Here is a 24,071-nt window from a genome sequence, read left to right as displayed (position 1 = left end):
CAGGGTAGCAAGTGGTGTTGCTGAGTAAAAACCACTTGCTTTAAGGCTTTGAGCAATCACAACTGTCCTAAAGGTTGTGGCTACGGCTATATATTTGCACAGATGCGATGTATCATGTTTTTTACAAAAAAACATCTTTTGGCAACTAAATCATCTCAAAAGTAATCTCATGCAAATATAAAGCGATCGCATCATTGTAGTGGTAGGAGGAAACTAATGTTTTTGAGATTAGCGCAACAACATCAGCAAGTCGTCCAAGACTTGGTAATGAGCCTGCAAGCTTTGTCAATTGTACTTGAGCGGCGGGGCTATTCTACATCTTGTTATACATGCGGCGACCAAATCAAGAGTGCTTCATTTATGGTAAGTCTGGGAGAAAAGCACCTGATTCGGTTTTTAGTGTCTGATTACGGTATTACTTGGATAGAAATCTGGGATGACCGCGAATTAATGAAGTTAGAGGGTGCAGAAGCGATAAATCAATTGCAGGAATTGTCTGAAATTGCCAAGTATCCACAACAAAAAATTGACTTTGTTAAGTATCCACAACAAATTTCTTTCCTAAAGTAAAGAATGTCTGTTGAAGTTAAAATACACACTTGGGCGATCGATAAAAAACTTAATGTTCGTATATGCTCACGTGTGCATAAAAAATAATCAGTAGATTTTGCACAGGTATACAAAGAAGAAAGGAAACTTAACATACATTTTTTGCACACGTGTGCAAAAATAAAAATAAGCTCAATAAAGTTATTGCACACCTGTGCATTCAAGAAAGTGCAAAAGTATTATTTACCTGACAAAACCCCATAAAAAAGTAGGAAGATATGTCTCAAACCTTATATTCCCTTGCTCAAACTCAAAATAATCCTTTAGATTCATTAGAAGAATGGGAAGAAGATTTACTTAATCGCTATCCCGACCCGAACAGCATAGTTAAAGAAGGTAAAACTATTGAAGCGTACAGGAATTACGAAACGACTACTAGAGACACAGTCAAAGAGTTCTACCGATTAAATCATATTAAGCAAACATATAATTTTGTACTACAGAAAAAAGCTGACTTTTTAAAGTTTGATAAGCAAGAAATGACTGTTTGGGATGCAATCGAATTTTTGAATCAATTGGTTGATGATTCTGATCCCGATACAGATTTAGACCAATTACAACACTTATTGCAAACATCAGAAGCTATCCGCGCTGATGGACACCCCGACTGGATGGTACTTACTGGCTTCCTTCACGATATGGGGAAGGTACTTTGTTTGTTTGGCGAACCTCAATGGTCTACTGTAGGCGATACTTATCCTGTAGGTTGTGCATTCTCCGATCGAATTGTCTTCTCAGAATTTTTTCAAGATAATCCCGATCGCCATAACCCTCTATATAACACCAAGTATGGTATTTACGAACCAAATTGCGGATTGAGTAACGTACAGATGTCTTGGGGGCATGATGAATATATATATCATATGCTCAAAGACTATTTACCCGAACCCGCATTGTACATCCTCCGCTATCACTCATTTTATCCTCAACATCGTGAAAACGCATACGCACATTTGATGGATAAACACGATAAAGAAATGTTTAAATGGGTGAAGTTATTTAATCCCTACGATTTGTATTCAAAAAACCCCAATCCTCCTAATTGGCAAACACTCAGACCATACTATGAAGATTTAGCGGCGAAATATTTGCCTGCAACCTTAAAATTTTAAAGTTTTGGAAAAACACTGTATAGACATCATATTGAATTGAGGTTGGCGAAATTAGTTGATTTATAATCAGCAATAATTCACTAGCAAGCCGAAGCTACGTACAGCATTTTTCTACAAGGTATGCAGATGTTCTGGCTCAAAAATCAGGCATTAAGTTATGTATTGTCTTTGTTATTCTATCACTCTTAATTGAAGAGCGATCGCAAGTAAATACATTAGACAGCATACTTGCATCATTTTGAAAACAAGCTAGAAGGAGATTTATCAATATTGCTAAAAGTCACTAAAATCTCAATTTTCCAAGCAAACAGCTGATTAAGCTATTAATTTTTTTCAAGATAACTTGAGTCGCATCTATTAATTTTTATGAAATCATCACTCAAGTCAAAACTAGTAATTTTTCGCCAACACTGGGAGTAAAAACTTGAAGTTACCGAGAGATTCAATAGGATTCTATATTTTGTAAAGATAGTTAAACCGAGGATATTTTTGTAACAGTGCAGGATAAACTAATAGAAAGTTCAAATTTCGATAAAAGACCGTTCTAAAAACTGTTATATCCAATCATAGTTACAAGTTTATCATTTCATAGAAATCTGCTTTTGGGAAAGTAAAACTCCTTTGTTATTGTACTTTTAAAAAGGAGACATTTAATGAAACTAAATAAAATTGACAAAAATAAATTCTCGAAAATTTGAAAAAAGTTGAAGCTGCTAAAAATTATATCTGAATTGCCAGAAATAGTCAAGATAGCGATGAATTTTCAAATTGAGATGATGCTGAATTTTTGGGATTTGAATACCTTGTTAAAAACAGAATAATATGAAGAAAATAGCGATCGCAACCAGCATATTAAGTTTAGTTAGTAGTACTCTTGTCGGTTGCACAAATGGCTCGGAAAATAGCAACGCTGCACCTAATACTGAAACTAACACAGCAACCAATACTAGTTTGAATCAGGTTAGTACTGCAAAAGGAAAATTGCAAACAATCGGCATTGCCCTTGGCGATTTGGGTAATCCTTTTTATGTAGCAATGCAGAAAGGCACTCAAGAACAAGCGAAGAAACTTGGCAATGATATCAGAGTTAACGCAGTATCTAGTAGCTTTGACCTGAACCAACAAACCAACCAAATTGAAAATTTCACAGCCGCAAATACCGACCTAATTATCCTCAGTGCGGTTGACAAAAAAGGAATTAAACCAGCAATTGATGGCGCGAGAAACGCAGGTAGAGTTGTGATTGCAGTAGATTCAGCCGTTGATGCAGATGTAGATGCAATGATTAGCTCTAACAATACCCAAGCTGGAGAGATAGCTTGCAAATATATAGGCGATCGCCTCCAAGGCAAAGGTAATATAGTCATTCTCAACGGTACGCCGATGGACTCAATCAATCAGCGAGTGAGTGGTTGTAAAAATTCATTATCCAAGTATCCCGATATCAAAATCATCTCAGACCAAAACGCAGAAGGGACGAGAGATGGCGGATTGAGAGTTATGGGCGATTTGCTGACAACCTTTCCGAAAATTGATGCCGTCTTTGCCACTAACGACCAAAGCGGTGTCGGCGCAGATTTAGCAGCCAGACAAGCAAGACGCAAAGAATTCTTTATTGTTGGGGTTGATGGTTCGCCAGATGCAACCAAAGCCATGGAAGATAAAGACGGTGTATTCGTTGCAACAGCTGCTCAAGACCCCGCAGGGATGGCGCGAACAGCAGTTGAGATTGGTAACGATGTCAAACAAGGCAAAAAACTGAGTAATTCTGAGATTCTCGTTCCAGTCAAATTAGTCACCCGCGATAACCTTAGCAGCTATAAAGGCTGGTAATCGAGTGAGAGAAGAGAGCAGGGGGAGCAGGGGAAGCAGAGGAGCAGAGGAGATAAAACCACTGACAACTGACCAATTACCATTACTAATCCCCAATTTCTACTGACAACTAACCCTAACTCTTCACTCAGCACTCAGCACTCAGCACTTTTTTAATTAGGAGATTATGAATGTGAAAAGGATTACGATCGCTGCTAGTTTAATAGGTTTAATCAGTAGTACTTTGATTGGATGCTCAAATGGCTCTCAAAATGGCAATACTGCTACTAATCCTGATACCAACACTGTTCCCAATACTGCTACTAATACTAGCGCAGAGAATAAAACTGGTAGTGGGGATGGGAAATTGCGATCGGTAGCTTTTACCGCTGGCGATCTAAGTAACCCTTTCTTCGTTCTGATGGGACAAGAAATTGAAGCAACAGCCAAAAAAATTGGCGGTAATGATGTTAGGACTACTGTAGTTTCTAGTGCCTACGACCTCAATCAACAAGCTAACCAAATTGAAACTTTCACGGCGGCGAATACAGACATCATTATCCTAAATGCTGCTGATAAAAGTGGCATTAAACCAGCAGTAGAAAAAGCCAAGCAAGCAGGCAGAATTGTGATTGCAGTAGATACTGGTGCTGAGGGAGGCGTAGATGCCACCGTTACTACTAATAACGTGCAAGCTGGAGAAGTTGCTTGTAAATATATTGCCGATCGCCTCAAAGGCAAAGGTAATATAGTCATCGTCAACGGGCCGCAGGTGGACTCGGTAATCCAGCGAGTTAGCGGTTGCCAAAATGTCTTATCCAAATATCCCGATATCAAAATCCTCTCTAAAGACCAGAATGCAGAGGGAAATCGGGATGGAGGGCTGAGAGTCATGACTGATTTGCTGACAACCTTTCCCAAAATTGATGCTGTTTTTGCCATCAACGACCCCAGTGGAGTCGGTGCAGAACTAGCAGCGAACCAAGCACAACGCAAAGATTTCTTTATTGTGGGAGTCGATGGTGCGCCCGAAGCAGTGAAAGCGATCGCCGCCCAAGATAGTATATATGCGGCAACTGCTACTCAAAGTCCTCGCGGGATGGCTGCAAAAGCAGTTGAAGTTGGCAACGATATCTTACATGGCAAAAAACCTACTAACCCCACTATTTTAATTCCAGTCAAGCTGATTACAAAAGATAACGTCAGCACTGAGAAAGGTTGGTAAGTAATCAATAATAATTGTGAGTTGGAAATTGAAAATTATGTCTAATGTGAATAATTGAGTAGATTCGTAAAGCCTTCGCACATATCCCTTATATATGCACTTTCATTTCACCTGAGGCGCGAGTTGATTAATTTCTAACTCACAATGGCAAGTTCTAAACAATTTTTAGAGAATCGGCCAATGACAACAAGTATTGAAACCTTTTTTCCTCACGTACCAACTGCTACCCCGATATTAGAAATGCAAGGGGTTTGCAAACGATTTCATGGTGTATCTGCTCTGGAAAATGTTAATCTCACAATTTATCCCGGAGAGGTTCATGCCTTAATGGGTGAAAACGGAGCTGGTAAAAGCACATTGATGAAAATCCTAGCTGGGGCTTACATCGCTGACGAAGGCGAGATTCGCATCAATGGTCAACCTGTTAAAATTAGCGATCCGGCTTCAGCACGCAAAGCAGGTATTAATCTCATTTATCAAGAACTCAACGTTGCACCTAATTTAACCGTTACCGAAAATATTTTTATGGGTAGCGAGTTGCAAAAAGGTCAATTTTTAGACCGTAAAGGGATGGAAGAGGAAGCACAGCAAGTGCTGCAAAGCCTCGGAGCAACTTTTACAGGACAAACAATCGTTGGTAGCTTGTCGATCGCCGAACAGCAGCAAGTAGAAATTGCTAGAGCGCTGAAGGACAAAAGCCGCGTTTTAGTAATGGATGAGCCAACAGCAGCCTTATCCGACCGCGAGACTCAGCATTTATTTCAAGTCATTCGCAGACTTAAAGATGACGGCATCGCCATTATCTATATTAGTCACCGCATGGAAGAAATATATGCATTGGCTGACCGAATTAGCGTGTTGCGCGACGGTCAATACATTGGCAGTCTGACGCGGGATGAAATTTCTGTCCAGCGATTAGTACAAATGATGGTCGGTCGCTCGATGCAAGACTTTTACGAACATCAACGGCAAACCAATCCCGGCCCGGTAGTGTTGGAAGTCAGAAATATCTCTGACGGGCGCAAAGTTGAGCCAACTAGTTTGCAAATTCGTGCTGGCGAAATTGTCGGTTTAGCGGGGCTAGTAGGTGCAGGACGCACAGAAGTATCTCGGCTGATTTTTGGTGCTGACCGCAAATCAAGTGGGGAAGTCTTCCTAAATGGGACGAAATTAAATATTAATTCGCCTAGCGATGCCATTGCAGTCGGTATTGGTTACGTCCCAGAAGACCGCAAAGACCAGGGTTTATTCTTGGAGATGAGTTCTCGTAAGAATATAGCCCTGAACACGCTCAAGCAGGATGCCAAGGCTGGTGTTGTTAATTGGGGTTCGGTCAATCTGTTGGCAAAGCAAGCTGTAGAAGACTTCAATATCCGACTGGCGAATTTGGAAATCAGAGCCGTGGATCTTTCTGGTGGAAATCAGCAAAAGCTACTCCTAGCGCGTTGGCTAGCTATTAAACCCAGAGTGTTGATGTTAGATGAACCGACACGCGGCGTAGATATCGGGGCGAAAAGCGAAATTTACCGAATTATCAGCGAATTAGCAGCCCAAGGCGTAGCGATTTTGATGGTTTCCAGCGAATTACCAGAGGTTGTAGGATTAAGCGATCGCGTCTTGGTGATGCGAGAAGGACGGCTAGTAGGCGAACTTGACGGCAGTCGGGAAAAAGAAATTACCCAAGAAAATATCATGCACTATGCAACTGGAGCATCGGAGGTATCAGCATCATGAGTCAAACAATCAGGCCAGCCAAGAGTAAAGTTAGCAATAATCCAGCAGCGCGCCGCAAATCAATCAACACTTTCCTGGAAGTTGCAGGTATCCTGCCGATTCTCGTCATTATCTGCATTTTATTTACATTCCTTTCTCCCAACTTCCTCACCGGCGGTAACATCGTTAATATCTTGCGCCAAGCATCCATCAATATTGTGCTGGCAACCGGGATGACGTTTGTAATTCTCACCGGAGGCATCGACCTTTCAGTTGGTTCGATATTAGCTGTTTCAGCCGTAGTTGCCCTCTTAGTATCGCTACTTCCCGCGATCGGGTGGATGGCTGTACCTGCTGGTTTAGCGGCAGGATTGCTTTTAGGTTTACTCAACGGCGCTCTGATCACCTTTTTAGATGTGCCGCCTTTTATTGTCACGTTGGGTTCGCTGACTGCTTTGCGGGGTGTTGCCTACTTAATTGCCAAGGGCACAACAGTAATTAACCGAGACATAAATTTTGCTTGGGTGGGTAATAGCTATATCGGGCCGCTGCCTTGGTTAGTCATCATTGCGCTATTGACTGTATTAGTTAGTTGGTTTGTCCTGCGACAAACTGTATTAGGAGTGCAGATATATGCAGTCGGTGGTAACGAGCGAGCCGCCCGATTAACTGGAATTAAAGTTAATCGGGTATTGCTATTTGTCTATGGTGTCAGTGGATTGCTCGCCGGTTTGGCAGGAATCATGAGTGCCAGCCGTCTTTATAGTGCTAGTGGCTTATTGGGCCAGGGTTATGAATTAGATGCGATCGCTGCTGTAATTTTGGGTGGAACCAGCTTTACAGGCGGTATTGGGACGATTGGCGGAACCCTTTTAGGTGCATTAATCATTGCAATTCTCAACAATGGTTTGACCTTGTTGAATTTGTCTTTCTTCTGGCAACTAGTCGTCAAAGGACTCGTAATTATTTTAGCAGTCACAATCGACCGACTCCGCAGACGTTCTAGACGGTAAATTTCACAAAAGAATTTGAGATTTGAAATTAAATAATCTCAATTAATAACTCATTAATCTAAAAATGTCTTTTCCCTACACCAGACTCCCAACATCCCACTGTCTACGCCCTTTTTTCCAGATAAAACTATGACCTCGACAACTGCTCGGCGTAAATCCAATACATTCTATGTCATATTAATTGCTGGTGCTGCTGCTCTTGGCGGTTTTTTGTTCGGTTTTGATACTGCTGTAATTAACGGCGCTGTGGTAGCTATTTCCAAAGCCTTCAACATCAGTAGTTGGGTAACTGGTTTAGCCGTGTCCCTCGCGTTGCTAGGATCTGCGGTAGGAGCCTTCTTTGCCGGACAAATTGCCGACCGTTATGGGCGCATCAAGGCAATGGTAGTTGCTTCCGGATTGTTTACTCTCAGTGCTATTGGCTCTGGGCTAGCCTTTGGTATCTGGGATTTTATCTTTTGGCGGCTTTTAGGTGGAATTGCGATCGGCGTAGCCAGCGTCATCGCCCCAGCTTACATTGCCGAATGTTCTCCGACTCATTTGCGTGGCAGGTTAGGCTCTCTCCAGCAACTAGCAATTGTGGTGGGAATTTTCATTGCCCTGCTCTCCGACTACTTTATTGCTGTGTCAGCAGGTTCAGCAGAAAAACCATTTTTGTTTGGGATTGCAGCTTGGCGCTGGATGTTTTGGACAGCAGTTCCGCCAGCAGTGTTATATGGTATGGCTGCTTTAACAATTCCTGAATCTCCCCGCTACTTAGTTGCTCAAGGACGAGAGCCTGAAGCTGCTAACGTTCTCACCAAGATTTTAGGCGGTAACGTCCTGGAAAAAATCGAGGAAATTCGCCAAACAGTGATGCGAGAACGCGAACCTAAGTTTTCCGACCTTTTAAGGAGAAGTGGCGGACTCTTACCCATAGTTTGGATTGGAATCGGCTTATCTGTACTTCAGCAATTCGTTGGTATTAATGTAATTTTCTACTACAGCAGCGTTTTGTGGCGGGCAGTTGGGTTTTCCGAAAAAGATTCCCTGACAATTACGGTGATTACGGGTGCTGTCAATATTATGACAACGCTGATTGCGATCGCCTTCGTGGATAAATTTGGACGTAAGCCTCTACTCATCTTAGGGTCAATCGGCATGACCTTGACTTTGGGAACGATGGCTACTGTTTTTGGAACCGCTCCGGTGGATGCTGCTGGTAATCCTACTCTAACCGGAAGTGCAGGGATGGCAGCTCTTTTCGCGGCTAACCTCTATGTATTTTGCTTCGGTTTCTCCTGGGGGCCAGTGACCTGGGTGCTGTTAGGAGAAATGTTTAATAATAAAATTCGCGCTGCTGCACTTTCAGTTGCTGCTTCTATGCAATGGGTGGCGAATTTCGTTGTTTCCACAACATTTCCTCCTATTCTGCAATATTTCGGTTTAGGTTCTGCCTATGGTCTCTATACAATTGCGGCAGCTATTTCATTCTTTTTCGTTCTCTTTTTTATTAAAGAAACCAAAGGAATTGAGTTGGAAGACATGTAATTAGCATCTAAGTAGAGCTATAAAACTTAAACAATGTCTACGTCAGCATTCCATCGCAATCATTCAGATAATAAACCAGGTGACATCGCTCAAAAAACTAATATCATCAAAGAAAAATTTGGCGAAGTAAACGATCGCCTGGTTTATCTATTTACTCTAACCAATAAAAAGTGCGAGCTAATTAAAATCACAAATTCAAGATATAGCAATCGAAGCATAGGTTAAGACAGTATTGATTGCTCAAAGCCTTGAAGTAACTGGGTTTTTACTCAGCACTCAGCACTTTGCTATAACTTGATAGTTATCAAGGCTATAGCAACATTAACTGATGATGTAAGTGGTAGAAAATGAAAATAATTTACAGAGGAACTGAGTATACAGTTTTATTCAGGTAATAGCCTAGATGACACATTGAAAACCGATCGCAGCGCAATTAAGAAATACTCTCATACCAATTTCAATAATCTTTGTGACACACGAATTGTTTGTAAGGGCGAACGGCGTTCGCTCCTACCAAAATATCTGTTGCATTCTTTTTTCAAATTAGTATCAGTGTGTTTAAAAACGTAATATTTTCCCAATTTGCTAAATGAGTCTGCATTCAAGAGCAAGAATCATATAACAACTAAATACAAACTTTCGCTTCAGTAAATTAGTAAAAAGATGGAAACTGTCAATACGGCTCTTTGTTCTTATGGATTGTCCGGTAAGGTATTTCATGCACCTTTTATAAATCTGCATCCCGGATTTCAATTACTAGGTTCTTGGGAAAGAAGCAAAAAGCTGATACAAACAGATTATCCTCATGTAAAAAGCTATGCTTCCTTGTCAGCATTATTGGCAGATAATAAAGTAGAATTGGTGGTGGTAAATACACCCACTGATACGCATTATGATTATACTAAACAAGCTTTGCTTGCAGGCAAGCATGTAATAGTAGAAAAAGCATTTACAACAACAGTAGCAGAAGCAGAAGAACTGAACCAATTAGCGCAAAAAAAGGGAAAGAAATTATCTGTTTATCAAAATCGTAGGTGGGATAGTGATTTTCAAACAGTAAAAAAAATCATCAAAGAAGGCTTATTAGGAGATATTGTTGAAGCAGAACTTCATTTTGTGCGATACAAACCAACACTTAGCAATAGACAACATACAGAAGTTCCAGGGCCGGGAGCAGGAATCATCAAAGATTTGGGGCCGCATATAATAGACCAAGCTTTGCATTTATTTGGAATGCCGAACGCTGTTTTTGCAGACATGCGAATTACTAGACCAGCATCGCAGATAAATGATTATTTTGAGTCGATATTATACTACGACAAACTGCGCGTCAAATTAAAAGCGGGTTTTCTAGTGCGCGAGCCTGTGCCATCGTACATTATACATGGGACAAAAGGTTCTTTTCTTAAAAGTAGAGCTGACGCACAAGAAGATAAGTTACGGGTTGGTATGAAGCCAAATACATCTGATTGGTACACAGAGCCTGAAAGTGAATATGGGTTGCTGCATACAGAAAAAGAAGGAAAGGTAATCCGAGAAAAAGTAAAAAGTTTGCAGGGCAATTATTTGGGTTACTACGATGCGATGTATAAATCAATCGTTGATAATCAACCAATTGCTGTTACTGCCGAAGACGGAATTAATGTGATGCGGATTATAGAAGCGGCAATTAAAAGCAATAATGAGCAAAAAGTAACTGCACTTTAACTCAAATTTTTTACATCAAAAATAGGATGTATTCAGCTTTGAAAGTAGACGTTGTGAAATATTTTGTTTCTCATAAATATTGACTATCTTCGTAGCTTAACGCCATCGATCGAGGCACAAACGAAGTTAATGACTTAGACAGCAAATAAAGGATGAAGATTTAGTACTAGTCCTGAGAAAAGATGTGTCTAAATCTCCAATGCATAGATATAGCCGTCGCCAGTAGTGTTAGGACATCAACAGACGATCAAACCTAGACACAAAAGGACTTTTCACCCAGTCCCCAGTCCCCAGCTATACAGCTAAAGATTTCTGACCTCAAATCCAGATTTTTTCATGTATCCAATACGGAAATGAACCCAATGCTGAAAATATTTTTATACAGTTTTCCACTTTTATTGTTGATATGTCCAGCAGTCTTAGCAACACCTTTAGATGATAATTCTGGTGTGGCAGATAACAATAGCACCTTGCAAGGACAAGTCACTCCAGTTTCTCAGGTCGACAATAATTCTAGTGCAGTAGATAATAATCGCACTTTGCAGGGACAAGTAACTTCAGTCTCCCAGTTTTCTGATGTTCAACCCACAGATTGGGCATTTGGTGCATTGCAATTGCTGGTCGAACGCTACGGTTGTATTGCAGGTTATCCTAATTCTACCTATCGCGGTAATCGTGCCTTAACTCGTTATGAATTTGCCGCAGGTTTAAATGCTTGTTTAAATCGCATTAATGAGTTGATTGCAACAAATACCAGTAATCTAGTCAATAAACAAGACTTGGCAGTGCTGCAAAAATTGCAAGAAGACTTTGCGGCAGAACTGGCAACTCTGCGCGGCCGAGTAGATAGCTTAGAAGCACGTACAACAACATTAGAGACGCAGCAGTTTTCCACTACTACTAGGCTGTATGCTCAAATTATTACTGCCGTTAGCGATACCTTTGGTAATAGAGTCGGAGGCGATGCCTTCGGCAACCCGAAGCGGGAACGCGATGAATCCCAGACCTACTTTGCAAATCGGGGTCGTCTGAATTTAGAGAGCAGTTTCACAGGCAAAGATTTGTTGCGAGTCAGACTAGAGTTTGGCAACTTTGCCAATCCCGATGGTTCAAGCAAAATTGCAGCAGCCACAGGCACAGGGATGACGCGCCTGAACTTCGATAATGACAACAACAATACACTCCTTATTCCTCACATCCGTTACTATTTCCCGGTTAGTGATTCCCTTTCTTTCGTTGTCGGCCCCGTAGGTATTGGCTACAACGACATCACAGACAACGTAACTCCTGCGACTATTGCCGATGATGGCAATGGGATTCCCTCACTATTTGGTAAAAATAGTCTGCTTTTCGAGCGAGGTGGAGGCGGTGCAGCCGCTAACTGGAGAATTAGCAAAGACTTGGTTCTCACTCTAGGCTATTTAGCTAACAGTCCTAATAACCCAACAGTAAAAAGTGGGTTATTTGATGGCGGCTACAATGCTCTAGCTCATTTAGTGTATTACACAAAGCAAGGCGCTATTGGTGTCGCCTACTCTCATGGATATAACCCTGGTGATTCTGGTGTTAATATCACAGCTGGTAGGGGCAGTATCTTGTCAAATGCTCCCTTTGGCAACAGCATTGCTACTTCCAACAGCATTGTCGGCGCACAAGGATTCTATCGCTTTTCTCCACACTTCCAAGTCCATGCTTGGGGTGGATATATTTGGGCGACTGCCAAGAACTCTGGTTTCAGCGATATTTCTAATGGTAGGGGTGGAACAGATTCTCTATTTGTGAATAGTGGTGATAATGCCAATGCTTGGTTTGGTGCGATCGGCGTGTCTTTTCCAGATGTGGGAGGTAAGGGCAATCTGCCAGGATTTCTCTTTGGTTTGCCACCGCGTGTCTCTAATAGTGATGTCCGTGAAGAGTCAGACAATTCTTATCACCTCGAAGCATTCTATCGCTGGCGAATGAACGACAACATTTCAGTTACTCCTGGTTTTTGGATGATTATCAATCCGGAAAACAACAGCAACAACGATACCCAATATGTAGGAGTACTTCGCACAACCTTCGATTTCTAAATCCACTTGTGCTACCCAAGAGGAGCAGAGGGGAAAAAGGAAAGGGGGAGAACTTTATTTAATTCCTTTTTCCCTAACCCAAGGCGAAGCCTGCTCTTTTTGCTTCAATTTTTGTGTTTTTATGTTCCCGATCATTTGTAGCCGTCTTTAAGAGAACTGATATTAACCCAGCTTGTTTAAAGAATCTTTCAACTGAGTGCCTGTATAATTGGGAACCCAGCCGTCAGCAGTGGAGAAATAGCGCACTGCTTTACAATGCAACAATGCTGTAGGACTACACCAATGCTCTACTCCTGCTGGAATGTAGATGTAGTCTTGGGACTGAACTAAAAGGTGTACCTGACTACCATCGGGTCTAATGAAGCCGAAGATCATTTCTCCTGCCAATATGTAGAGGGGTTCAGCAGCAGTATGAGTATGGTAACGGTTGTATGCAGCTATTAGCGTTTCAAGATTAAATGAACCTGGATGCAGATTGAGTAAATCACACCAGACATAGCCATTTTCTCGTTGCAGAAACTCGAAGACACCGTTATGTAGTTCTACAATAAAGCGTTTCTCAGAATCAGTTAAAACGTCTTGTTCTATCAGATTAGGAAATAGTAGCGATGTTCCTGGGTCATAGTGTTTCAAATAGATGCCCAGAGGGGAAAGTTCGCGGGATATCTCACCTAAATCGCTCTCAACTGTACCGTCGTCTAATAGTAAGGTAGCCATGACACAAAGACTAAATTAACTGTTAAGAAGAGTATACTCAAATTTGACAAAACAAGCCACTATATCCGATAGAGTTACCGTGGATTTTGGATAGAGGGAATAAGGGGAGCAGGGGAGGTAAGAATAACAACAACTAACAACTGACCACAACTTCTAACTCAGCACTTTTTACAGAAATTTGTCGGTAGAATGATGCTTTAAGGTATGGTAGGGTCTAATCTAGTACAAGCGAACTATGATTTGTATAGAATGTCTGATTTAATTCTGTTTTGGCATCGCCGCGATTTACGCATTTCTGATAATACAGGATTGGCTGCTGCAAGACGGCAAAGTTCAAAAGTGGTGGGTGTTTTTTGTCTCGATCGCAATCTTCTAGAACGAGATGATATTGCTCCTGTGAGAGTAACTTATATGATTGGCTGTTTACAGGCATTACAACAGCGATATGCAAAAGCAGGAAGCCAACTTTTAATACTCCAGGGCAATCCCATGCAAGCAATACCAGCTTTGGCAGTAGCATTAAAAGCTAAAGCTGTATTTTGGAATTGGGATGTAGAGCCTTATTCACAAATACGCGATCGCACCGTCATTGATGCCCTTAAAGAAAAAGGAATTGAGTTTCTTACCCAAAATTGGGATCAAATTCTCCACTCGCCAGAAGAAATACGCACGGGTAGCGGTCAAGCTTACACAGTTTATACACCTTTTTGGAAAAATTGGAGTAGCAAACCGAAAGCTCAACCAATAGAGACTTTGCAAAATACCGAAGGTTTAACAGCCAGCGAACAGGAAATTGCTAACAAAGCAGGAGCTATTCCACTACCTTCAGCCAAAGATTTAGGATTTATTTGGGATGGAGGATTAATTATTCCACCAGGAGAGGCAGGAGCGCAAGCAAGACTAGAAGAATTTACCGCCAAAGCAATTACCGAATACCAAGAACAGCGTAATTTTCCTGCTATGGATGGCACATCGCAACTGAGTGCGGCTTTGAAATTTGGTGTCATTGGCATTCGTAGCGCTTGGCAAGCCACAACAGAAGCACTAGAAAATAGCCGCAGCGACGAAGCAGCAGCTGGTATCCGTACATGGCAACAGGAACTAGCTTGGCGAGAGTTTTACCAACACGCAATGTATCACTTCCCGGAATTGGCAGATGGTGCTTACCGCGATGCCTTCAAAAACTTTCCTTGGGAAACCAACGAAGAACATTTTCAGGCTTGGTGTGAGGGAAAAACTGGCTATCCCATTGTAGATGCAGCAATGCGGCAATTGAATGAAATTGGCTGGATGCACAACCGTTGTCGGATGATTGTTGCTAGCTTCCTAACTAAAGACTTGCTAATTAATCCTCAATTGGGCGAAAAATACTTTATGCAAAAGCTAATTGACGGTGATTTGTCTGCTAACAATGGCGGGTGGCAATGGAGTGCTTCTAGTGGTATGGACCCCAAACCCGTGCGGATTTTCAACCCAGCCAGTCAAACGCAAAAGTTTGATGCCGAAGGCGAATATATCCGGCAATGGGTTCCCGAACTGCGTTCTCTGGATACAGAATATTTAGTTACTGGTAAAATTTCCCCTTTAGAACGTCACGGTCTTGACTACCCTGAGCCAATTGTGGAGCATAAAAAACAGCAACAGCAGTTTAAACAGCGTTATCAACAACAAAAAGCTTCTACTAGTGCTGAGTAAGGAGTTTTGTCAGTTGTCAGTTGTCAGTTGTCAGGAGAAAAAGGGAACAGGTACATATTTCTCCCTTACCCCTTCATCTTCCTCATCTCTCTCTTGTCCTTTTTCTAAGTAGAAAATGCAAGCCATCAACAATACTAAACCTACAGCATAGCCAGCTATCACATCAGTAGGCCAGTGTACGCCTAGATAAAGCCGGGTAAAACCGATCGCAACAATTAAGACAACCGTCGAGATGGAAATCTGTTTTTGCCATTGCGGAAATTGTTTTGCCACAATGTAGCCAATAAAACCGTAAATTACCATTGACACCATTGCATGACCGCTAGGAAAGCTGTGGTGTCCTACATGAATAATACGGTTCCACAGTTCTGGACGTACTCTACCAAAAAGCACTTTCAGCCAATAATTTAAGCCTATTGCACTGACTGCCGCTATCCCTAAAGTATTTGCTTGTTGGCGACGGTTAGAATGCAACAAATTAATTTCTATTGCCAAACAAATTAATAGCACAACTAATGGATCGCCAAGAAAAGTTATGCCAACCATAATGCGATCTAAAAGTGGTGTATGCAGCTTTTGAATTGCTAGTAAAATACCTGTATCTAGATTGTATCTGTGCAGTAATCCAGCAGCTAAGACAAGTGTACTTACTGTTGCTGATACCAGAAGAAGCCGATCGCTAACTTTTAATTGTTTCTGTATAAGTGTTTGGCGTAAGTTTTTAGCTGGTTCTGTGCTTGTTTGGATCTGAGCGTTTCTTACAGGCAGTTTTCTGAGCTTTTGTCTGAAGTCTAAAACAACATCTTGGATGAGCAAGGCGATCGCACTTGGACTAAAATTTGAATGGAAAATCACAAGAACATTTCCAGTGAGATGATTAGCACGAACTTGGGCGATCGCTTTTTTTTGTAACAATTGCAATTCTAGGTATCTTTTAAGAGATGGCGAATGATAAAGTCCATTCACCTTATATCTAGCTCGTCCTTTAACAGCAGTATGGATTGCCGAAATTAAAGGATTTTCTTCAGAGATATTACCAAGATAAGCATTCATTGTTTTAAGTGTGTTTTAATCACGAATTACTATAACTGTCTCAATTTAGATAGAATATCGCGGTTGACTTTGATGTAGCCTGGATCGATATGGGCAAAGTGCGAACTCAACTGCTGATGAGCTTTAGACAATGCGTGGAATGGAATTGATGGGTACAAATGGTGTTCTGCATGAAATGGCATATTCCACATGAGAAATCGCACAGGCCAGAGTGTCAATGTTGTGCGCGTATTTGTCAGTAAATTAGCATCAAGAGAGCAACCTGTATGTTCTCCTAAGAGAATAAAACGCAGAATCGGCTGACCTACGAACAGCGGTAGCAGCCAATAAAGTATAAACCAAGGTTGACCCGCTGTCATAGAGAGAGCGATCGCAGCTGCATAAACAGTTAATTGCCAGCGAGTAGAGCGAGTAACTTCGGCTCGTGCGGCTTCTGGTATAAATGGACAATCATCAAGTTGACCGAGGACAGCGCGAAAATGCCCACGGATCTTGTCTACCCACCAAGGTAAACCGCTAAGTACCAATAAATATTTACCCAAGTTGCTCGGTTTAAGGTCGGTCAGTTCTGGGTCTTTGCTAGGAACACGAGTGTAAAGGTGATGCCACTTGTGATAATGACGAAAGAAAGTGCTGTTGTAAAACGAGAGCAAGCCCGCACACCAAGCAACAATATCATTCAAGCGATTGTTAGCAAAAGGAGTTCTGTGAACGCCTTCGTGCATAGGTGCAAACATGGCAGCCAAACTAAAACCGTAAATAACCAATGCTGGTATTGCTAGCAACCAATTGCCCCAATTTGTGGCCCACAGGTAGCCACTACATCCGATGATAGTTAGATGTCCAGTTAAATGAACCAGCCCTTTACGGTTGGAGCGATCGTTCAAAACGCTTAATTCTTGTAGAGTCAGAATCTGACGGGCGTTGTATTGCTTGTCGGTTTTGCTATCTGATAATTCAGGTTGAATACTTCTATCACTAGACATAATTAATACTTAATGTCAAATATATGGGCGTAATTATACTAAGTCCAGTTAATTAGTTATGTTTTAAAAATTTCCAAGTCTTTATGTCTTAATCATAAGTATTTACCCGAACTTTATGCCTCTGCTGCATGGAGTAAGCGTGCATAAGTTCCGCCTTGCTGCCATAATTCCTCATGAGTGCCACGCTGCACGATTTGACCCCGCTCAAGGACAATAATTTCATCACAATTGCGAATTGTGCTAAGGCGGTGGGCTACTACAATACAGGAACAACCACGCCGTTGCAAGTTGAGGTTAATAATTTGCTCGGTTTGTGCATCTAAAGCGCTACTTGAGATAAGCCTTCAACAGTGAATTTATAACCCTTTTCTGCACCTGCGATCGCTAGCAGTTTGATCGCTTCGGCTTCGTTAGCTGCTGCTGTTAATTTCTGTTGTAGTTGAGCGTTTTGAAGTAATTCTTTGATTTGTTGTAACATGATGTGTTTTCCTTTGTGGTTGATTTATTGGCAAAAGTTTTTCACTTGGCTTGTGCGGTGTTCTCTGCCTTTCTGAATATGAATTTAGAGAGAAATAGGGGAGAACTAGGGGAGATAATTGCAATTTTTAAAAAATTTTCTGGCTGTACCAAATAAGCATATCTGCGAAATTTTAAGCCAATAAGCTGTGTTTGTTTTAGTTAGCACTTATATTACTTAAAACATTTAATGTTTTAAGTAAATTTGCTGAGGGCGATTATAAAATTGATTCCTTAAATTGGCATAGACATGACTTTGCTTTTTTCAGCGAAAATTCTTAGTACTGTAGCAATTAAACAGTTAAGTATTAATAAATACTCATGCCAAACAACATTCTCAGTTTCGTAGAATTTCAAAAAGATGGGATCAATGGTGTCGATGGGCTTGCTGGTAACTTCTTCGTCACAGTTAGCCCCGACGGCAAATATCTCTATGCTGCTGGATATAATGACTCAGCAGTGGTGGTGTTTGGGCGGGATACAGCCACTGGCAAGCTCAGTTTCGTAGAATTTCAAAAAGATGGCATCAACGGTGTCAATGGGCTTGCTAATATCTACTCTGTGACAGTCAGCCCCGACGGCAAATACCTCTATGCTGCTGGATATGGTGACTCAGCAGTGGCGGTGTTTGGGCGGGATACAGTCACAGGCAAACTCAGTTTCGTAGAATTTCAAAAAGATGGCATCAACGGTGTCGATGGACTTGCTGGTGCCTTTAGTGTCACAGTCAGCCCCGACGGCAAATACCTCTATGCTGGTGGAGCTTCTGACTCAGCAGTAGCGGTGTTTGAGCGGGATACAGCCACTGGCAAGCTCAGTTTTGTAGAAGTTCAAAAAGATGGCATCAACGGTGTCGATGGGCTTGCTGGTGTCAGAGCCTCTACAATCAGCCTCGATGGAAAATACCTCTATGCTGCTGGATTTAGTGACTCAGCGCTAGCAGTGTTTGAGCGGGATACAGTCACAGGCAAGCTCAGTTTTGTAGAAGTTCAAAAAGATGGTATTAACGGTGTCGATGGGCTTTCTGCTGCCTACTCCAGCGCCATCAGCCCCGATGGCAAATACCTTTATGCTGTCGGAGCTTATGACTCAGCAGTAGCGGTGTTTGAGCGGGATACGGCCACTGGCAAACTCAGTTTCGTAGAAGTTCAAAAAGATGGCATCAACGGTGTCGATGGGATTGATAATGTCACCACCGTGACAGTTAGCCCCGATGGCAAATACCTCTATGCTGCTGGAGTTTATGACTCAGCAGTAGCAGTGTTTGGGCGGGATACAGTTACTGGCAAGCTCACTTTCCTAGAAGTTCAAAAAGATGGCACAAACGGTATCGATGGTCTTTCTTTGGTTAGATCCATCACAGTCACCCCCGATGGCAAATACCTTTATGCTGCTGGAAGTGGTGACTCAGCAGTAGCAGTATTTGGGCTTCCCAACAATCCGCCAGTCTTAGCCAAAGCGCTCCTCGACCAAAAAGCCACTGAAAACACACTCTTCAACTTCACAGTCCCTGTTGACACGTTTAGCGACGCAGATGTGGGCGATACTCTCACCTACAGCGCTACTCTAGCAAATGGCGATCCCCTACCTGATTGGTTAAGTTTTGATGAGGCTACACGCACCTTTAGCGGAACTCCAACTACTGCCAACTTGGGCAGTCTCAATGTCAAAGTCACTGCCAAAGATATTGTTGAAGCCGCAGTCAGTGATGACTTTGAACTTACAGTTGGTAGTGGTGCTACTACAGATGATAGTAGTACTACTTATGTGACTCTGCTCACAAAAATTACTAGCGATCTCTTCACTATTAAAAATCAAGCTCCAGGTGAAAAAGCAAAACTCTCAGTCAAAATTAAAAGCAATACCTCTTTATTGGTCAACCAACTGTGTGTATTTGCTGTTGACGATGCCGAAGGTAAGATTGATGGCATTGCCCCAGGCGCGGCAGGTTACACTCAAATTGCTCTCCAGCGTTCTAAGACGGTTTTCTCCACCATTGCTAATCTGCCTAATGGTGTTAATTCTGATGACCTGACAAGTCTACTAGAGTTTGAGTCTGGTACAAATTTCAGATTTTATATAGTACGCAACAGCACTACTAATGCTGTGTTATCTGGACAAACCTCGTTGTCTGATGTAGTTTTTGCGAACGCGGCAGACTCAGAAGATGGCTTCTCTCTCAACTTCCAAGATTTTGTCTTGAAGATTCAGGCAACAGAGCAAAAGTTACCTTTGGGTACGAGTTTGCAAAGCAAACATCAAGGAGAACTAATTGATTTACGCAGTGTCACACAATCAGTAGAAGCCAATTTTGTAGTTAATAGGGAAGCTGCTTACAATGACTTTGTTAGCTTCTACCGCGTAGCAGATGAAAGTGGCGGTATTGATACCAATAGTGATGGTAAAGCAGATGTTCTGGTTGGGCAAGCTGGTTATATTGAAGCTGCTTTGCGCGAACGTGTTATGGGCATTAACTTAACGGCGAAAAATCAAGGTACTGCCAATTACACTGGTACTTTCTCTGCTGATTCTTTGTTTGCACCATTGATTATTGTCAATGGTAACGTCGATGCATTGCTTGATAGCAATCCTAATAACAATCCGGCTATTTATTTCCCGTTTTTGGGTGCGAACGCTGACAAGGCAGATCACGTTCAGATTTTGGGAAATAATTGCTTTGGCTTTGAGGATTTACCAGCTTCTGGCGATAAAGATTTCAACGATATGATTGTGCGAGTCAATTTGAATGTGAATAATTTGATTGCTTGATTGCCATTTTTCCGTAAAATAGTTTTGTTTGAAATCATTATGTAGTTTTGCTCTAAGTGAATACCTCAGTTATAGACTAGCGATACAATCGCTATACATAGTTGCTGATGCCATTGCGGAGGCATTGAGGAGTCGTTGATGAGCGTTGAACAGCTAGAGCAATTGCAAACTACTTTGACTAGGATGCAAGTCACACTAGATGCGATCGCCGATGCTGTAGTCTGGGTTGGCGAAGATGGATGCATCCATTGGTGGAATTCTAATTTTGCAACTTTAGTAAATCAACCACATAGCATTGGTTCCTCGAAGTTAAGTGAGTTGTTGCCTTTAGCACAAGCAGGACAACCGATCGCTTTATCAGCTTACCCGGATGTGCAGATCCACAATGGAGAGTATCAAACAACAAACTATGAATTGCAGCAAGGCGATCGCACCCTCATACTACAAATATCTGGTAGCTGTGCAGGCATAACTGGGGAGCGATGTCAATGTGCTGTACTGGTGATTCGGGATATCACGCAGGCTCAACAAGCTCAAGAATCTCTGCGAGAGAGTGAGGAACGGTTGCGGACACTGATTAATGCCACACCCGATATTATTTGTTTAAAGGATGGCAAGGGAAGATGGTTAGTGTCGAACCAAGCTAATCTAGAATTTCTAGAGCTAGAAGGAGTTGATTATCAAGGTAAAACTGACGCTCAATTAGCCCAGTTTAGCGATTTTTATGGCGAAACTTTGCTTTATTGCGACAAAACAGACGAACAAGCTTGGCAACATGGATCTATTTATCGCGTAGAGGAAGTTGTTCCCCGCCCTGATGGTACTATCAGTAGTCTGGACATGATTAAAATTCCCCTGTTTTACCAGGATGGTAGGCGTAAATGTCTAGTAGTTTTGGGACGGGATGTTAGCGATCGCAAACGAGTAGAAGAAGCATTGCGACAAAGCGAACTTCAGTATCGGGGTATTTTTGAAGCGATTACTGATGGATTATTTATTACCGACATAGAAACCGAGAGAGTTGTTGCAGTGAATCCGGCTGCTTGCCAAATGCACGGTTACTCTTATGAAGAATTTATCAATTTACATCCATCAGCTTATATTCACCCAAACTCACTGCATGTTTTTCTCAAGTATCTAGAAAAAACTCGAAAGGGTGAGGAATTTTATGGGGAAGCAGTTGATATCTGCAAAGATGGCACTTTAATTGATGTGGAAGTTAAAGGCACGATTTGCACTTACAATGGTCAGCCACACATCTTGGCAATAGTACGGAATATTAGCGAACGTCGGCGTGCGGAAGCGGTGATTCGAGATAGAGAAGCACAGTATCGCGATTTGGTAGAAACTGCTAACTGTATCATATTACGTTGGGATAAAAATGCAAATATCAGCTTTTTGAATGACTATGGTCAACGATTTTTAGGCTTCGATTTAGACGAAATTATCGGACGTAACGTTGTTGGGACAATCGTACCCGAAACTGAAACATCAGGGCGAGACTTGCAATGGTTAATGGTTGATATTTGTCAACATCCAGAAAACTATTTGTTCAACGAAAATGAAAATATTTGCAAAAATGGCGATCGCGTCTGGATTGTCTGGGCAAATAAACCAGTTTTAGACGAGCAAGGCAATTTAGTAGAAATTCTTTCTGTAGGTACGGATGCCACAAAGCGCAAGCAAGTAGAAGAAGCATTGAGTCGCAGCGAACTCAAATACCGCAATATTTTTGAAACTTCCCAAGTAGGTATTATCCGCAACCGCAAACACGATGGCTTAATTATCGATGCCAACCAACGTGCTGCTAATATCTTAGGTTATGCATGTGCTGTTGAATTAATTGGCAAGCACTTCACAACTGAATTCTATGTCAATCCCAAAGATAGAGCGCAGGTATTGGCAGAGTTAGAAGCTGTCGGTGAAGTTCGCAATTTTGAACTACCAATGCGTCGCCCAGATGGAGCTTTAGTTTGGTTATTGCTATCACTACGCTTTAACCCGGAAGAATCTTGTTTGGATTCTGTTTTTACAGATATTACAGCTCGCAAGCAGCAAGAACAAGCTTTACGCTTGATTATCGAGGGTACAGCCGCGAAAACAGGTGATGAATTCTTTAATTCCTGCGTGCGTTATTTAGCTGAGGTATTGCAAGTTCAATACGCCCTAGTCACTGAATTTATTGATGAGGCAAAAACTAGAGTTCGCAGTCTGGCATTTTGGTGTGGCGATGCCCTTGGGGAAAAAGTAGAGTACAGCGTGGACGGTACTCCTTGTTACAGTCCCTTACAAGGCAACCTGTGCCACTATCCCCAAGGACTTCAAGCCGCTTTCCCAGAAGATACATATCTAACACAAATGAATGCCGAGAGTTTTTTAGGCATTCCCCTAACCAATTCATTTGGTGAGATATTAGGACATTTGGCAGTCATCGATACCAAACCAATGAAGCACGATTCGGGACGGGAACTGATTGTGAAAATCTTTGCTGCTCGTACTGGTGCAGAATTGGAGCGCAAACGGGCAGACGAAGCTATCCAGCGTCGCGCTCAAGCCGAAAGTTTACTCAGCAGTATCTCACGGCAATTCGTCGATCAAGATTTAGACACGGCGATTGATTTTACACTGAGTGCGATCGCCCAATTTATTCATGCCGAAAGATGTTGCATTTTTGAGTTATCTCCAGAGGCAACCGAAGCTTACGTGGTCAATGAATGGTGTGCTGCTAGTATTCAACCATTAGCCAGCGATGCTAAAAGCAACAATCTAGAAATATTTTCTTTGGTGTCTCCCATCCTCACAGGCAAGAATTTTGTTGTACCGCGCGTTGCCGATTTGCCACCCAATAGTGCCGAAAGAATCCTGTTTGATAGTCAGTCGATTAAATCTGCACTCGGCGTACCAATGATTCATTCTGGTAAAGTCGTCGGCTTTATTGGCGCAGACGTTGTGAACTATACGAGAAACTGGACTCAAGAGGATATTAATATTTTGAAACTGGTGGCTGAAATCATTGCGATCGGCCGAGCTAGGCATCAAGCAGAAGAAGCGTTGAGAGTTGCCAAAGAAGCTGCTGAAACCGCTAACAGAGCAAAAAGCGCTTTTTTGGCTAACATGAGTCACGAACTCCGCACGCCGCTAAATGCCATCTTAGGTTTTGCTCAGTTAATGGAGCGAGATACTGCTCTCAAATCAAATCAGCGTGAATCTTTAGCTACTATTAACCGCAGTGGAGAACACTTACTGAATTTGATCAACGATGTCCTAGAAATGTCGAAAATCGAAGCTGGGCACATCGTTTTCAATCCGGAAGACTTCGACCTGCATCTGCTATTGCAAACATTACAAGCAATGTTCCAGGTACGTACAGGAGCAAAGCAATTGTTTCTCAGATTTGATATTGCTGCCGATCTGCCTCGGTACATTCATACAGATGAAGGCAAACTCCGGCAAGTTCTGATCAATCTGCTAGGTAACGCCGTGAAGTTTACTCAGAGTGGGGGAGTTACTTTACGGGCGAGAGCTGGGGGAGCTGGGGGAGC

The 24,071-nt window shown here is 42.1% G+C and carries 17 protein-coding genes and 1 pseudogene; 13 read left to right on the top strand and 5 right to left on the bottom strand.

Annotated elements, in window-relative coordinates; translation table 11 throughout:
* Positions 1 to 216: 216 nt before the first annotated feature.
* The 10 genes from I8752_RS12650 to I8752_RS12605 all read left to right on the top strand — a co-directional run bounded on the left by I8752_RS12650 (position 217) and on the right by I8752_RS12605 (position 12,793).
* Positions 217 to 570, top strand: coding sequence for a DUF1815 family protein (locus tag I8752_RS12650; protein WP_214432674.1), 354 nt, complete (start codon positions 217 to 219; stop codon positions 568 to 570).
* A gap of 257 nt (positions 571 to 827) precedes the next feature.
* Positions 828 to 1,721 carry an inositol oxygenase gene (locus tag I8752_RS12645; RefSeq protein ID WP_214432673.1) on the top strand — a complete coding sequence of 298 codons (894 nt, stop codon included), beginning with the start codon at positions 828 to 830 and terminating at the stop codon, positions 1,719 to 1,721.
* Between the two features lie 822 nt (positions 1,722 to 2,543).
* Positions 2,544 to 3,554, top strand: a complete 1,011-nt coding sequence (locus I8752_RS12640; RefSeq protein ID WP_214432672.1) for an ABC transporter substrate-binding protein — start codon at positions 2,544 to 2,546, stop codon at positions 3,552 to 3,554.
* A gap of 166 nt (positions 3,555 to 3,720) precedes the next feature.
* Entirely contained in the window at positions 3,721 to 4,758 is a 1,038-nt protein-coding gene (locus tag I8752_RS12635; RefSeq protein ID WP_214432671.1) for an ABC transporter substrate-binding protein, read from the top strand.
* A gap of 180 nt (positions 4,759 to 4,938) precedes the next feature.
* Entirely contained in the window at positions 4,939 to 6,492 is a 1,554-nt protein-coding gene (locus I8752_RS12630) for a sugar ABC transporter ATP-binding protein (RefSeq protein WP_214432670.1), read from the top strand.
* Positions 6,489 to 7,484 (top strand): ABC transporter permease subunit, encoded by a 996-nt coding sequence (locus I8752_RS12625; RefSeq protein ID WP_214432669.1) that lies wholly within the window; start codon positions 6,489 to 6,491, stop codon positions 7,482 to 7,484. The genes I8752_RS12630 and I8752_RS12625 overlap by 4 nt, the downstream gene beginning before the upstream one ends.
* 93 nt (positions 7,485 to 7,577) lie before the next feature.
* On the top strand, positions 7,578 to 9,014 hold the full coding sequence (locus I8752_RS12620; RefSeq protein WP_318780838.1) for a sugar porter family MFS transporter: 1,437 nt from the start codon (positions 7,578 to 7,580) through the stop codon (positions 9,012 to 9,014).
* Positions 9,015 to 9,047: 33 nt separating this feature from the next.
* On the top strand, positions 9,048 to 9,239 hold the full coding sequence (locus I8752_RS12615) for a hypothetical protein (RefSeq protein WP_214432667.1): 192 nt from the start codon (positions 9,048 to 9,050) through the stop codon (positions 9,237 to 9,239).
* 438 nt (positions 9,240 to 9,677) lie between these two features.
* Entirely contained in the window at positions 9,678 to 10,721 is a 1,044-nt protein-coding gene (locus I8752_RS12610; RefSeq protein WP_214432666.1) for a Gfo/Idh/MocA family oxidoreductase, read from the top strand.
* 362 nt (positions 10,722 to 11,083) lie between these two features.
* On the top strand, positions 11,084 to 12,793 hold the full coding sequence (locus I8752_RS12605; protein WP_214432665.1) for an iron uptake porin: 1,710 nt from the start codon (positions 11,084 to 11,086) through the stop codon (positions 12,791 to 12,793).
* A 162-nt stretch (positions 12,794 to 12,955) separates the two neighbouring features.
* Here the strand turns inward: I8752_RS12605 and I8752_RS12600 are convergent, their stop codons facing one another.
* Positions 12,956 to 13,510: a 1,2-dihydroxy-3-keto-5-methylthiopentene dioxygenase gene (locus I8752_RS12600; protein WP_214432664.1), complete on the bottom strand. Its 555-nt coding sequence runs from the start codon at positions 13,508 to 13,510 to the stop codon at positions 12,956 to 12,958.
* A 249-nt stretch (positions 13,511 to 13,759) separates the two neighbouring features.
* Here I8752_RS12600 and I8752_RS12595 point away from each other — a divergent pair, with 249 nt between their 5' ends.
* Entirely contained in the window at positions 13,760 to 15,205 is a 1,446-nt protein-coding gene (locus I8752_RS12595; protein WP_214432663.1) for a deoxyribodipyrimidine photo-lyase, 8-HDF type, read from the top strand.
* A 30-nt stretch (positions 15,206 to 15,235) separates the two neighbouring features.
* Here I8752_RS12595 and I8752_RS12590 read toward each other — a convergent pair whose 3' ends face one another.
* The 4 genes and pseudogenes from I8752_RS12590 to I8752_RS12575 all read right to left on the bottom strand — a co-directional run bounded on the left by I8752_RS12590 (position 15,236) and on the right by I8752_RS12575 (position 17,722).
* Positions 15,236 to 16,258, bottom strand: coding sequence for a phosphatase PAP2 family protein (locus tag I8752_RS12590; protein WP_214432662.1), 1,023 nt, complete (start codon positions 16,256 to 16,258; stop codon positions 15,236 to 15,238).
* Positions 16,259 to 16,287: 29 nt separating this feature from the next.
* Complete coding sequence (locus I8752_RS12585) at positions 16,288 to 17,244, bottom strand: fatty acid desaturase family protein (protein WP_214432661.1); 957 nt, start codon at positions 17,242 to 17,244, stop codon at positions 16,288 to 16,290.
* A gap of 113 nt (positions 17,245 to 17,357) precedes the next feature.
* Positions 17,358 to 17,579: pseudogene (locus I8752_RS12580) on the bottom strand (NHLP family bacteriocin export ABC transporter peptidase/permease/ATPase); the annotation flags it as partial.
* Positions 17,564 to 17,722, bottom strand: coding sequence for a hypothetical protein (locus tag I8752_RS12575; protein WP_225895628.1), 159 nt, complete (start codon positions 17,720 to 17,722; stop codon positions 17,564 to 17,566). The gene I8752_RS12575 and the pseudogene I8752_RS12580, both read right to left, overlap by 16 nt.
* A 359-nt stretch (positions 17,723 to 18,081) precedes the next feature.
* Here I8752_RS12575 and I8752_RS12570 point away from each other — a divergent pair, with 359 nt between their 5' ends.
* Positions 18,082 to 20,529 (top strand): beta-propeller fold lactonase family protein, encoded by a 2,448-nt coding sequence (locus I8752_RS12570; protein ID WP_214432660.1) that lies wholly within the window; start codon positions 18,082 to 18,084, stop codon positions 20,527 to 20,529.
* A 138-nt stretch (positions 20,530 to 20,667) separates the two neighbouring features.
* On the top strand, positions 20,668 to 24,071 hold a 3,404-nt coding region (locus I8752_RS12565; protein WP_214432659.1), incomplete at its 3' end, for a PAS domain S-box protein.

It is taken from the genome of Dendronalium phyllosphericum CENA369 (assembly GCF_016056275.1).
Classification (GTDB): Bacteria; Cyanobacteriota; Cyanobacteriia; order Cyanobacteriales; family Nostocaceae; genus Dendronalium; species Dendronalium phyllosphericum.
Note: the sequence above shows the minus strand (reverse complement) of the source record. Positions and strands in the feature narration are given on the sequence as shown.